A 14,018-nucleotide genomic window follows, 5' to 3' on the forward strand; every position below is an offset into this window, starting at 1 on the left:
TTGTTTTAGCCTCTTTTCCATCTCGTTCCTTGTGGTGTATCTTCTAAAATGATATTTCGCTCTTTCAATTCATCACGAATTTGATCAGATAATGCAAAGTCACGATTTTTACGAGCTTCAATACGCTTTTGAATTAGCGCTTCAATTTCTTCGTCAAGTAACTCTTCTGCACCTAATTCTAAACCTAAGATTGCAAATAGCAATTCAAACTGTTTCATATACGCTTCAATAACACGAACTGACGTATGCTGTTCTAATAAGTATTGATTTGCATGGTTCGCTAAGTTATATAATTCCGTTACTGCATTAGCCGTATTGAAATCATCATCCATCGCTTCTTCAAAAGCAGTCTGGAATTTCTTTATTTCAGCAAGCCATTTCTCATCGTGCTCCGTTAAATTTGTACTGCTTTCTAAACGATGCTTTAAATTACCATAAGCTGTTTTAATGCGATCTAATCCATTATTTGTGCTTTGTAGTAGCTCTTCACTAAAATTAATTGGATGACGATAATGAACAGAAAGCATAAAGAAACGAATCAATTGCGGGTCGTACTGCTTAATCATGTCATGGACTAAAATGAAGTTCCCGAGCGACTTCGACATTTTTTCATTATCAATATTAATATATCCATTATGCATCCAGTAGTTCGCGAATGTTTTACCTGTTAGCGCTTCTGACTGCGCAATTTCATTTTCATGGTGAGGGAATGATAAATCTTGACCACCAGCATGAATATCAATTGTATCCCCTAAATATTTACGCGCCATAGCCGAGCATTCGATATGCCAACCTGGGCGACCTTTACCCCACGGGCTATCCCAGAAAATTTCTCCTTCTTTTGCCGCTTTCCAAAGAACAAAATCTAGTGGATCTTGCTTTTTCTCTCCAACTTCAATACGTGCACCGTGACGTAAATCGGCAATCGGCTGATGCGATAACTTTCCATACCCTTCAAACTCTTTCGTCTTGTAGTACACATCACCTTCAGACTCATATGCGTAACCCTTATTAATTAGCTCTTCAATAAACTCGATAATAATATCCATGTTCTCTGTTACACGCGGATGAACTGTTGCGTGTTTGCAACCTAGCGCCGTTACATCTTCAAAATACGCTTTTACAAAACGGTCCGCAATCGTTGGAACATCTTCCCCTAATTCATTCGCCGCTTTAATTAACTTATCATCTACGTCTGTGAAGTTTGAAACATAATTCACATCATAGCCTCGATGTTCTAAGTAGCGACGTACTGTATCAAATACAATTGGTGGTCTTGCGTTACCAATGTGAATATAGTTATATACTGTTGGTCCGCACACATACATTTTCACTTTATTGTCTTCTAGTGGAATAAACTTTTCTTTTTGACGAGTTAGCGTATTATAAATGTGAATAGTCATTTTTGTCTTCCCTTTCTTTTTTTAATAACTGCTCTTTTAATTGTTCCATCTCTAGTTCCATTATCTTTAGTTTATCGAAAATTGGGTCTGGTAGATCGCAATGATTCAAGTCTCTATCAATCTTAATACCATTTTGGACGACAACACGACCCGGTATTCCAACAACCGTAGAGCACGGTGGCACTTCTTTCAACACAACAGACCCTGCACCAATTTTAGAGTTTTCTCCAATAGTAATTGAGCCAAGTACTTTTGCCCCGGTAGCAATTAGCACATTATCTTGAATTGTCGGATGACGTTTTCCTTTTTCTTTTCCGGTACCTCCTAATGTGACTCCTTGATAAATGGTAACATTATCTCCAATCTCACATGTTTCTCCAATGACAACTCCCATGCCATGGTCAATAAAGAAACGACGGCCAATTGTTGCACCTGGATGAATTTCAATACCAGTAAAAAAGCGTCCCATTTGCGATATAGCTCGTGCTAAGAAGAAAAATTTCCGCTTATATAAAGTGTGTGCAACACGATGTGCCCAAATCGCATGTAATCCAGAATACGTTAAGATAACCTCCAAGTAACCTCTCGCTGCTGGATCTTGTTCAAAGACGACTTCAATGTCCTCACGAAGCCTCTTAAACATCGTTGTTCCCCCTCTTCTTATAAAGTGAACCTTCACAGTGGGGGTTTTCTTCATCCCTCACTGAGTGTTAGTTGAACCAATCGGGCTTTTACAGCCCGTTAATGCGAGATAAAGTGAAACGATCAATAAAATGCCTTACTCCATTTAAAAGGTATAAAAAAAACGCCTCTGTACATTAGACAGAGACGCCTTTTCAGCGCGGTTCCACTCTGTTTAGGTCTAAAAAAGACCTCAAACTCAACCATGATAACGGTATACACCGCTTCCGCTTACTTTCACAACGTGTTGTTCAGCAGAAGACTCCAAGGGGCACTTCAAAAACCCGCTTTTAAACCACTCCCAGCCAAATGGTGGTTCTCTCTGTGAAAAGCCTGATTTTCTACTTCTCCTTTTCGTCGCTTTTACTTATATTATTTTAAAGTATTTTATTATATTTCCAAACCGGAAAAATGTTAACCAATTACTTTACGAACACGATTTAAAACTTTTTCTTTCCCTAAAAGTGCAATCGCGTTTGGAAGCTCAGGACCATGTGTTTGACCAGTTGTCGCTACACGAATTGGCATAAATAGAGCTTTCCCTTTTTGACCTGTTTGCTTTTGTACTGCTTTAATTGAAGTCTTTACTGATGCAGGTGTCATCTCTTCTAATGCTTCAATTTCAGCTGCAAATGCACGCATAACTTCTGGTACTTGTTCACCTTGTAATACTTCTTGTCCTTCTGCATCATATTCAACATGATCTTTAAAGAACATTTCAGAAAGCTCTACAATCTCAGCACCAAAGCTCATTTGCTCATGATATAAAGCAATTACGTCGCGAATCCAAGCTGATTCTTGCTCGCTTGCATTTTCACTAATACGACCTGCTTTTACTAAGTGAGGCATACTTAGTTCTACAACACGATCTAATTCTTGCTTTTTCATATATTGGTTATTCATCCATTTTAGCTTCTGTGAATCGAATAATGCAGGTGACTTAGATAAGCGAGCCGCATCAAACATTTCGATAAATTCCGCTGGAGAGAAGATTTCTTCTTCTCCTACTGGCGACCAACCTAATAATGCAATGAAGTTGAACAATGCTTCTGGAAGATATCCAAGTTCTGCGTATTGCTCAATAAATTGAATAATTGACTCATCACGTTTACTTAATTTCTTACGACTCTCATTTACGATTAATGTCATATGAGCAAATTCTGGCACATCCCAACCAAACGCTTCATAGATCATCATTTGTTTCGGTGTGTTTGAGATGTGATCATCTCCACGAAGAACGTGAGAAATTTCCATTAAGTGATCATCTACTGCTACTGCAAAGTTATACGTTGGAATACCGTCTTTCTTTACGATAACAAAATCACCGAAGTCATCTGAATTAAAGGATACTTCACCTTTTACCATGTCATTGAATTTATATTCACGACCAGCAGGTACACGGAAGCGGATACTTGGAATACGCCCTTCTGCTTCAAATGCTGCTACTTGTTCTTCTGTTAAAGAACGATGATTCCCTGCATAGCGAGGTGTTTCACCACGAGCAATTTGACCTTCACGCTCTGCTTCTAACTCTTCCTCTGTCATATAACATTTATATGCTAAACCGCGCTCTAGTAATTCTTGATATAACTCTTTATAAATATCTAAACGTTCTGTTTGACGATACGGTCCGTATTCACCTGGAACGTCAACACTCTCATCCCAGTCGATGCCAAGCCATTTCAAGAACTTTAATTGGCTTTCTTCACCGCCAGCTACATTACGCTTTACATCTGTATCTTCAATACGAATGATGAACTTTCCGTTTTGATTACGTGCGAATAAGTAGTTAAACAGTGCCGTACGTGCATTTCCGATATGTAAGTGTCCTGTTGGACTTGGCGCATAGCGCACTCTCACTTGCTTTTCCATAATTGGTACACCTTCCATTTCTAATGTCAACATATTCTCTAATTGTACACCAAAAAAATACGATTATCCATCTCAGGAATAAAAAACGACTATTTTTTCTGTAGCAATACAACAGCTTGAGAAGCAATCCCTTCTTCTCTACCTGTAAAACCTAATTTCTCTGTTGTTGTCGCTTTTACATTTACATTTTCAATTGATGTTTCTAGCAATTCACTAATACGTTTTCTCATACTATCAATATGAGGCGCCATTTTCGGCTTTTGTGCAATAATTGTACAATCTAAATTTCCAAGCTCATATCCTTGGCTCTTCACAAATTCCCATACTTTTTGTAAGAGTACCGCTGAATCGGCATCTTTAAAAGCTGGATCTGTATCCGGAAAGTGCTTACCAATATCTCCAGCAGCAATTGCACCTAAACATGCATCGGCAATTGTATGTAATAATACATCCGCATCAGAATGACCGATTAATCCTTTTTCATAAGGAATCGTAATACCGCCGATAATTAACGGTCGTCCTTCTGCAAATTCATGTACATCAAAACCTTGTCCAATTCGAAACATCATTATAAATCCTCCTTAAACGAAACTACTACGTTGTATCATATCATATTCTTGATTCTATGAGAAAAAGCCCGGTAGCCACCGAGCTTTTTCTGTCAATCATTATAGTATTGCTTGTATCACTTCTGAACGCGTATAAAGTTTTCAGCAATCAACAAATCTTCAGGAGTAGTTACTTTAATATTATAGTAACTACCCTCTACTACACCTACTCGTTTTCCTGCTCGCTCTACTAAACTTGCGTCATCTGTGCCAAGAAACCCTGCTTGTTTTGCACTTTCATGAGCTTCTAATAAAAGTGGAACATAAAACCCTTGTGGCGTTTGAACCGATCGTAGCTCAGATCGCTCAACAGTTTCTACTACTACCCCATCGTTCACCTTTTTTATTGTATCTTTAACAGGAACTGCACAAATAGAGGCACCTTCTCGCTTTGCACATTCTAGCACATGGCTAATCATTTCCTTCGTAACAAAAGGGCGAGCTCCATCATGTACTAAAACATAATCAACATCTTTAACATGTAACAGTGCATGATATACACTATCTTGCCTTTCAGCTCCACCTTTAATTAGTTCCACATGCTTTGTAATACGATAGGTATGAAGAAGCTCTTCAAAATAAGGACGCTCCGCTTCATTAATTGCCATAACGATACCCTTACAATCTTCATCTTGTTCAAAGGCACGTAACGTATGTACAATAATCGGTACATCGTTAATTGATAAGAACAATTTGTTTTTGCCAGCACCCATTCTCTTCCCTTGTCCTGCTGCTGGAATAATTAATGTATACATACTTGTATTCCTCTGCTTATAATGCTTTTTCTAATAGCTTTCGCTTTGCAAAAATCATGCGGCCAGCAGACGTTTGTAAAACACTTGTAACAAGAACATCAAGTTGAGAACCAACGTACTCCTTGCCGTCTTCCACAACAATCATTGTGCCATCATCTAAATATGCAACACCTTGATTTTGCTCTTTCCCATCTTTTACAACGTATACACTTAGCTCTTCGCCAGGAAGGACAACTGGCTTAATTGCATTAGCTAAATCATTAATGTTTAATACGGTTACACCTTGTAATTCAGAGACTTTATTTAAGTTAAAGTCATTTGTAACAACTGTACCACCTGTTAATTTACCTAATTTAATAAGTTTGCTGTCTACTTCATGGATCTCTTCAAAATCACCTTCATAAATTTCTACCGGTATCGGTAACTCTTTTTGAATGCGATTTAAAATATCCAATCCTCTTCGGCCACGATTTCTTTTTAATGCGTCAGAAGAATCTGCAATATGTTGCAATTCTTCTAATACAAATTGCGGGATAACAATCGTTCCTTCTAAAAACTTTGTCTGACAAATATCTGCAATACGACCATCAATAATAACACTAGTGTCTAAAATTTTCCAATTAGATGTAGGTGTATCCACCTCTGCATCATCACTTGCATTGTTCGTATTCTTCTTTTTCCCTGCGCGCTGCGGCAACGTAAATAACCCTAATAATTCATTTCTCTTTTTAAAACCAACTTGAAACCCTAAATAACCAAGCAGTAACGTGAAAAATACCTGCAACACCGTGCTAATTACCGGGATTGTAAATTCCCTGATTGGAATTAAAATCAAATATGCAACAATAAGCCCTGAAATTAATCCTAAAGTCCCAAACAAAACATCCCCAACAGGAGCTTTTACAAGAGCTTCTTCAATATGTTTAATTAACTGAACGATATAATCTACAAGCCAAAACGTTGTTAAGAATAAAATAATTGCACCAATAATCGCACGTGCATAAGATTCTTCAAGCCACGGTACTGAACCAATATTTAATATATCAATTAATTTAGGAATCAAAAAAATACCTAGTGCTCCTCCAATTACTAAAAAGAAGAGCTGTACGATCCGTCTTAACATCCAACCACCTCCTACTCATTATTAACCATTATTTTGCTACTCAAAACGTCGAATGCAAAAGCGGACACATTTTTTATAAATTCTTTTATTTACCAATATATCATATCACATATAAAAAAGCTGTCACTGTCGTCATAATGTGAAATCAATGTAATATTCTAGTTATGTCTATTCATATACAAATGCTCTTGAATTCGTTTTAAACCTTCACGTATTTTCTTCGCTCGTACTTCTCCAATTCCTTCTACATCATCTAAATCATCAATTGTGGCTCTACAAACCCCTTGTAACGTTTTAAAACGAGCGATTAAATTTTCAATGATAAGAGGCGGCAAACGCGAAATCTTATTTACAATACGATATCCTCGTGGCGTTACACCTTCTTCTAAACTTGTCTGACCAGGGTAACCAAGGAGCTTCACTAAATCACTATCTTCTAACAACTGTATATTTGCTAATTCCTGTAACTTCTTTAATACTTTTTTATGATCTTGCGTTTTCTCATGAGAATAATCTTTAATTAATAAAGCTGCTTCCGCTTCTAAATCTGCTAATAACTCACTTAACTGCAAACGAATTAATCTGCCTTCTGTACCTAACTCATGAATATAACTATTAATTTCATTTTTAATACGCAGCACCATTTCTACCGTATGTAACAAATGAACAACTTCCGACATCGTCACTACTTCTTCAAACTCTAAAATACCGAGGTTAATAATACCTTCATTCCAAACCGCTTTATACTTTTCTAATGTTTGAATTGCCTGATTAGCCTTTGTCAAGATCACACCTATATCTTTTAACGTATAACGTAAGTTCCCTTGGTATAAAGTAATGACGTTACGCCTTTGTGAAATAGCTACAACAAGACTTCCAGTTTGTTTTGCCACCCGTTCAGCAGTACGGTGGCGCATCCCTGTTTCAATTGAATCAATAGATGGGTCCGGGGCTAGCTGTGCATTTGCAATTAAGATTTTGCTCCCCGTCTCGTTTAAAATAAGGGCACCATCCATTTTTGCAAGCTCATACAAGCTCGCTGGAGAAAACCCACAATTAATATGAAATCCACCATCTACAATACTCTTAATTTGGTCATTATATCCTAAAACAATAAGTCCACCTGTTTGTGCACGAAGTACATTATCAATCCCCTCTCTAAGCGGTGTACCTGGTGCAACCAGCTGTAAAATATTAATGATGCTTTTGGCACGCTGCTTGTTTTCCTCCATATGCTATCCTCCTAACGTTACGCGAAGTGCCTCCCCTATATTTGAAACACCTACCACCTCAATCCCCTCAGGAATTGTCCAGCCTCCTAGATTCTTTCTCGGAATAATAACTCGTTGAAAACCTAATTTTGCTGCTTCTTGTACACGCTGTTCTATTCGAGATACCCTTCGAACTTCCCCTGTTAAACCAACTTCTCCAATCACTGCATCTGTTGGAGCTGTTGACTTATCACGAAAGCTTGACGCAATACTTAACGCAACCGCTAAATCAACTGCTGGCTCATCAAGCTTCATACCACCAGCAACTTTTAAATATGCGTCTTGGTTTTGTAATAATAATCCCGCTCGTTTCTCAAGTACTGCCATAATTAATGAAACTCGGTTATGATCAATCCCTGTAGCCATTCTTCTTGGATTCCCAAAACTTGTAGGTGAAATGAGCGCTTGAATTTCAACTAAAACAGGTCTTGTTCCCTCCATAGAAGCTACAACAGTAGAACCAGCTACGCCAACCGGTCTTTCTTCTAAAAAGATTTCCGAAGGATTTAACACTTCATGCAAACCAAGTTCCTTCATTTCAAAAATGCCCATTTCATTTGTAGAACCGAAACGGTTTTTCACAGCACGTAAAATACGATATGTGTGATGACGATCCCCTTCAAAATAAAGAACAGCATCTACCATATGCTCTAACATACGTGGTCCTGCAATTGCACCTTCTTTTGTTACATGCCCAACAATAAAAATAGGTATACCTTTTGTTTTTGCTAGTTTCATTAATTCGGCTGTACATTCTCGCACTTGCGAGACACTACCAGGTGCTGAAGTCACCTCAGGTAAATAAATTGTTTGAATCGAGTCAATGACAACAAAGGATGGGTTCATTTCATCTATATATGCTGCAATTCGCTGTAAATCCGTCTCAGAAACAACAAATAAGTTATCTCCATTTACATGAAGGCGATCCGCCCTTAACTTAATTTGTTTCGCTGATTCTTCACCAGATATATATAATACATCATATGAACGATCTGCTAACTGAGATGATACTTGTAATAGCAAAGTAGACTTCCCAATTCCAGGGTCCCCTCCAATTAATACAAGAGATCCATTTACAATCCCACCACCAAGTACACGGTTGAATTCTTGAAAGCTTGTCTCAATACGATCTTCCGTTTTTGTTTCTACTTCTTTTAAACGACGAGGTTTCGTAAGCTCTGTTTGAATTGCATTTGCATAATTAATACGTCTTGATGATACAACTTGTTCCATTTCTTCCGTTAATGTATTCCACTGACCACAACCTGGACATTTCCCCATATACTTTGGCGAATGATATCCACACTCTTGACATACAAATTTTGTTTTCTTTTTAGCCATTGTATTTTATTCTTCACTTCTCTTTCCTATGTAGCAATTCTATTTCTTTATACAAGAAATAGGGGCTATCGTTTAGCCCCTTTTTTAATCTATACTTATTTTACCTTTTCTGTACTACGGATGACAAATGTTTCACCATCTGCATCAAAAATCACTTTTTGACCTTTCTCAATAGCACCTTTTAATAATTCTTCTGACAAATGGTCTTCGATATGCTTTTGAATTGCTCGGCGAAGCGGACGTGCACCATATTCTGGATCAAATCCTTTATCTGCAATAGATTCAATCGCTTTTTCTGTTAACTCTAACTCAATTTCTTGCTCTTTCAGGCGTTTGATTAGCTGATCTACCATAAGTGTTACAATTTCTCGAATATGTTTTTTCTCTAACGTATGGAAGACAATAATTTCATCGATACGGTTCAAGAATTCTGGACGGAACGCTTTTTTCAGCTCATCCATTACTTTTCCTTTCATATCTGCATAATCACGGCTTTCATCCTGCACGTTAAATCCAAGATGTTTATTACGTTTTAATGCATCCGCACCAACGTTAGAAGTCATAATTACGATTGTGTTACGGAAGTCAACTGTACGGCCTTTAGAGTCTGTTAATCGTCCATCTTCTAATACTTGTAATAAAATATTAAATACATCTGGATGAGCTTTCTCAACCTCATCTAGTAAAACGACAGAGTATGGTTTGCGTCTTACCTTTTCTGTCAATTGGCCACCTTCTTCGTGTCCAACATATCCCGGAGGAGAACCAACTAAACGAGACGTAGAATGTTTCTCCATGTACTCAGACATATCAACACGAATCATCGCATCTTCATCCCCAAACATAGACTCTGCCAATGCACGAGCAAGTTCAGTTTTACCAACACCTGTTGGTCCTAAGAAAATAAATGAACCGATTGGACGCTTCGGATCTTTTAATCCTGCGCGAGCACGTCTTACTGCTTTTGCTACCGCCACAACAGCCTCATCTTGCCCAATTACACGATTGTGTAAAATATTTTCTAGGTTTAGTAACTTGTCTGTTTCTGTCTGTGCCAGTTTAGAGACTGGAATACGGGTCCAAGTCGAAACAACATTCGCAATGTCTTCTACAGTTACTTCTGAGTTCTCTTTTCCTTGCTGCTCTTTCCATTGACGCTTCGTATCATCTAATTTTTCACGTAAACGTTGCTCCATATCACGAAGAGAAGCTGCTTTTTCGAACTCCTGGCTTTGTACAGCTGCATCTTTTTCTTTTCTTACTTCTTCTAACTTTACTTCAAGTTCTTTTAGGTTTGGTGGTGTTGTATATGAACGCAAACGTACTTTTGAAGCTGCTTCATCAATTAAATCAATCGCTTTATCTGGTAAGAAGCGATCTGTAATATAACGATCAGAAAGCTTCACGGCTGCATCAATTGCTTCATCTGTAATAGAAACACGGTGGTGAGCCTCATATCGATCGCGCAATCCTCTTAAAATTTGTACAGATTCTTCTAAACTTGGCTCATCTACATGAATTGGTTGGAAACGTCTTTCTAAAGCTGCATCTTTTTCGATATATTTACGATACTCATCTAATGTCGTTGCACCAATACACTGTAATTCACCGCGTGCTAATGATGGCTTTAAAATATTTGATGCATCGATTGCGCCTTCTGCACCACCTGCACCAATTAATGTATGAAGTTCATCAATAAACAGAATAATGTTACCAGCTTGACGAATTTCATCCATTACTTTCTTTAGACGATCTTCAAATTCACCACGATATTTTGTCCCTGCAACAACAGTTCCCATATCTAAAGTCATAACACGCTTATCACGTAAAATTTCTGGAACTTCATTATTTACAATTTGCTGTGCTAAACCTTCTGCAATTGCTGTTTTACCAACACCAGGTTCTCCAATTAATACTGGGTTGTTCTTTGTTCTTCTACTTAGCACTTCAATCACACGTTGAATTTCTTTACTACGTCCAATAACTGGATCAAGACGCTCTTCACGAGCAACAGCTGTTAAGTCACGCGCTAGACTATCAAGTGTTGGTGTGTTTGCATTTGCAGAAGCACCTCCAGCATGGCCAGATGCTGCTTCATTACTTCCAAGTAATTGTAATACTTGTTGACGTGCTTTATTTAAACTTACACCTAAATTATTTAATACACGTGCCGCTACACCTTCTCCTTCACGAATTAGACCTAGTAAAATATGCTCTGTTCCAACATAAGAATGACCTAACTTCCGTGCTTCGTCCATAGATAGTTCAATTACTTTTTTTGCACGAGGCGTATAATGAACAGTTTGGGTTGTTTCTGTTCCTCTGCCAATTAACGCTTCCACTTCTTTTTGTACTTTTTCAGGGCTTAATCCAAGTGCGATTAATGCTTTCGCAGCAATGCCTTCTCCTTCACGTACAAGCCCAAGCAAAATATGTTCCGTTCCTATATTATTATGACCAATGCGAATTGCTTCTTCTTGTGATAAAGCTAATACCTTTTGCGCTCGCTCTGTAAATCTTCCAAACATCATATCAATCACACTCCTATTTTGCTTGATTTTGTTCAATTTGTAATCTTTCACGAATAAGTGCCGCTCTTCGGTAATCTCTTTCTTTTGGTTGTAATGGACTACCAGCATACTGTTGTAAAATCCCTGGCTGTGTTAACACCATCAACTCTGTTAAAATATGGCGTGATATATTTTGAATATATCCAAGATCAATTCCAAGCCTCACATCTGATAAGCATGTTGCCGCTTCTGCTGATTCAATTAATCGGCTATTTGCCAGTACACCATAAGAACGGTGTACTCTATCTTCAAGCTCAATACTTGAACTTTGCATAATCGAATCACGCGCTGCTCTTTCTTGATTAATTAATTGGTTTACTACACTCTTCAAATCTTCTACAATATCTTGTTCTGATTTACCTAATGTTATTTGATTAGAAATTTGAAATAAGTTTCCTAGAGCCTCACTACCCTCGCCATATATACCTCTAACTACTAAACCCAGTTGGTTGATTACTTCTACAATTCGATTTATTTGTCTTGTTAACACAAGAGCTGGTAAATGCATCATAACGGAAGCACGTAGACCAGTTCCTATATTTGTAGGACAACTTGTAATATAACCAACTTGCTCATCGAATGCGTACTCCAACTGACTTTCTATCCAATTATCAATCTCGTTTGCACATTGTAATGCCTCTAGCACTTGTAATCCTGGAAACAAGCATTGAATACGTATATGATCTTCTTCATTTAGCATAATACTTATTTGCTCATTCTCAGATAATAAACAAGCCCCTTGTTCAGTCCCTGCTAAATCAGGGCTAATTAAATGTTTCTCTACTAAAACCCTACGCTCTAGAGGCCTTAATTCATCCATTTTAAAAAAAGCAAATGTACCAAACGGATTATTATTACCTTTTGCAAGTTTCAATTGAAATGAATCAATCATTTCTTTCGCTGCTTCTTCTGCTAACATAGTTGGGAAGTAATACTGCTGTACATTACGAGCCAATCGAATACGACTACTTAAAACAATATCCGAATCTGGGCCACTTCCTCTCATCCAGGGACTAATAGCTTCATTCATAATATGGTCGAGTGACATAGTATCATTCCTCCTCTCTATGTTCACTAAGCCGAGTTTCAATATGTCTCATTTCATCTCGCACTGTAGCTGCTTCTTCAAAAGCCTCTTGCTCTATACACTGCTTAAGTTTTTGTTTTAAATCATGTAATTCTTTTTTTAAGCGTATATTTCCTCCTATACGCTTCGGGATTTTCCCGTGATGGTTTATATACCCACCGTGAAGTCGTTTTAACATCGGTTTTAATTTCCCTTTAAACGTTTCATAACAATTGGAACATCCAAACCGGCCACGATTTGCAAATTGCTCATATGTTGTATGACATATCTGGCACTGTAATACTTGGGGTTCTATAAACTGAGCTGCTGGTTTCTCAAACTTTGGCTGTTCTCCGTTTAATAAACCAGCTAACAAATCCTGAAAGGAAAAACTAGATGATGATGATTGAAAGAAAGACGTATATCCACTTTCTCCAGCACACTGCTGACAAAGATGAACCTCCGCCTTTTTTCCGTTAATCACTTTTGTAAAATGTAAAGTTGCTTGTTTTGAATTGCAATTTTGACAAATCAACGTATCTCCCACCTTTACAATGGAAACAAAGTCTTTCTATCTTTCTTTGTTTCTTTGTTTCACTAACGATTCATGAAGATTTGCTTTTACGGAATGCAGCTTACGTCACTTATACTTCAATGTTCTTAACATCGCCTGTAATATACGTGCTCGAAGTTCATCACGAAACGGCAAATCAGCTAACAATACGGATCGATCTAATACACTTAACATTAGCTTTGTTTCTCGCTTTGTAACAATTCCTTCCTCTGCTAAACGTACAACTATACTTTCTGCATTGGATTGTGCGATACTATGATGAATCATATGAAGCATTTGATCAATAATATCTACTTCATCATGCAATTTGACTTTTATAATACGAATGTAGCCTCCGCCGCCCCTCTTACTTTCAACTACAAATCCTCTTTCTAACGTAAAGCGAGTATTAATAACGTAGTTGATTTGGGATGGAACACAATCAAACTTATCAGCAATTTCGCTTCGTTTAATTTCAATTATATTATTGCCACTTAAGTCAATAACTTGCTTTAGATATTGTTCAATAATATCAGATATATTTCTCATTTATCCTCCACCCTTATTGACTTTGACTATCTTTGACTTTAATTATATACGTCTTAAAGAATTTTGCAACTTTTTTGCTTCTTCCTCTATCCTAGCCAATTTTTTAGTGGTTTAATCCGTTTTGAATTATTTTATGAATAATACATATAATGTTGCTTTATTATAAAATAAAACACGAAAAAACCCAAGTCATAATGACTTGGGTTAGTTGCTTGGCGACGTCCTA

At 37.5% G+C, this 14,018-nt stretch carries 12 protein-coding genes and 1 other annotated feature; all 12 genes read right to left on the reverse strand.

The genetic code is table 11. The features are described 5' to 3' along the window. Window positions 1-5 precede the first annotated feature (5 nt). The 12 genes from cysS to BAMA_RS19860 all read right to left on the reverse strand — a co-directional run bounded on the left by cysS (window position 6) and on the right by BAMA_RS19860 (window position 13,792). The gene (cysS, locus tag BAMA_RS19805) at window positions 6-1,403 is read right to left on the reverse strand and encodes a cysteine--tRNA ligase (protein WP_034642647.1); all 1,398 of its coding nucleotides are present in this window, start codon (window positions 1,401-1,403) and stop codon (window positions 6-8) included. Next, window positions 1,384-2,046 (reverse strand): serine O-acetyltransferase, encoded by a 663-nt coding sequence (cysE, locus tag BAMA_RS19810; RefSeq protein WP_034642649.1) that lies wholly within the window; start codon window positions 2,044-2,046, stop codon window positions 1,384-1,386. The genes cysS and cysE overlap by 20 nt, the downstream gene beginning before the upstream one ends. Window positions 2,047-2,224: 178 nt before the next feature. Further along, window positions 2,225-2,451 (reverse strand) — a binding site (T-box leader). Between the two features lie 47 nt (window positions 2,452-2,498). Next, on the reverse strand, window positions 2,499-3,956 hold the full coding sequence (gene gltX, locus BAMA_RS19815) for a glutamate--tRNA ligase (RefSeq protein ID WP_034642677.1): 1,458 nt from the start codon (window positions 3,954-3,956) through the stop codon (window positions 2,499-2,501). Window positions 3,957-4,045: 89 nt separating this feature from the next. Then, window positions 4,046-4,522: a 2-C-methyl-D-erythritol 2,4-cyclodiphosphate synthase gene (ispF, locus tag BAMA_RS19820; protein ID WP_034642681.1), complete on the reverse strand. Its 477-nt coding sequence runs from the start codon at window positions 4,520-4,522 to the stop codon at window positions 4,046-4,048. Window positions 4,523-4,641: 119 nt separating this feature from the next. Further along, window positions 4,642-5,319 (reverse strand): 2-C-methyl-D-erythritol 4-phosphate cytidylyltransferase, encoded by a 678-nt coding sequence (gene ispD, locus BAMA_RS19825; RefSeq protein ID WP_034642651.1) that lies wholly within the window; start codon window positions 5,317-5,319, stop codon window positions 4,642-4,644. Between the two features lie 16 nt (window positions 5,320-5,335). After that, on the reverse strand, window positions 5,336-6,442 hold the full coding sequence (locus tag BAMA_RS19830; protein ID WP_034642653.1) for a PIN/TRAM domain-containing protein: 1,107 nt from the start codon (window positions 6,440-6,442) through the stop codon (window positions 5,336-5,338). A gap of 158 nt (window positions 6,443-6,600) precedes the next feature. Then, on the reverse strand, window positions 6,601-7,674 hold the full coding sequence (gene disA / locus BAMA_RS19835) for a DNA integrity scanning diadenylate cyclase DisA (RefSeq protein WP_034642657.1): 1,074 nt from the start codon (window positions 7,672-7,674) through the stop codon (window positions 6,601-6,603). Window positions 7,675-7,677: 3 nt separating this feature from the next. Next, window positions 7,678-9,054 (reverse strand): DNA repair protein RadA, encoded by a 1,377-nt coding sequence (gene radA / locus BAMA_RS19840; RefSeq protein ID WP_034642660.1) that lies wholly within the window; start codon window positions 9,052-9,054, stop codon window positions 7,678-7,680. Window positions 9,055-9,149: 95 nt separating this feature from the next. After that, complete coding sequence (clpC, locus tag BAMA_RS19845; RefSeq protein ID WP_034642662.1) at window positions 9,150-11,585, reverse strand: ATP-dependent protease ATP-binding subunit ClpC; 2,436 nt, start codon at window positions 11,583-11,585, stop codon at window positions 9,150-9,152. Between the two features lie 13 nt (window positions 11,586-11,598). Then, on the reverse strand, window positions 11,599-12,672 hold the full coding sequence (locus BAMA_RS19850; protein ID WP_034642665.1) for a protein-arginine kinase McsB: 1,074 nt from the start codon (window positions 12,670-12,672) through the stop codon (window positions 11,599-11,601). Window positions 12,673-12,676: 4 nt separating this feature from the next. After that, window positions 12,677-13,225, reverse strand: a complete 549-nt coding sequence (locus BAMA_RS19855) for a protein-arginine kinase activator protein McsA (RefSeq protein ID WP_034642667.1) — start codon at window positions 13,223-13,225, stop codon at window positions 12,677-12,679. 105 nt (window positions 13,226-13,330) lie between these two features. After that, entirely contained in the window at window positions 13,331-13,792 is a 462-nt protein-coding gene (locus tag BAMA_RS19860; RefSeq protein WP_034642670.1) for a CtsR family transcriptional regulator, read from the reverse strand. Window positions 13,793-14,018 lie beyond the last annotated feature (226 nt).

This window comes from Bacillus manliponensis (assembly GCF_000712595.1).
Classification (GTDB): Bacteria; Bacillota; Bacilli; order Bacillales; family Bacillaceae_G; genus Bacillus_A; species Bacillus_A manliponensis.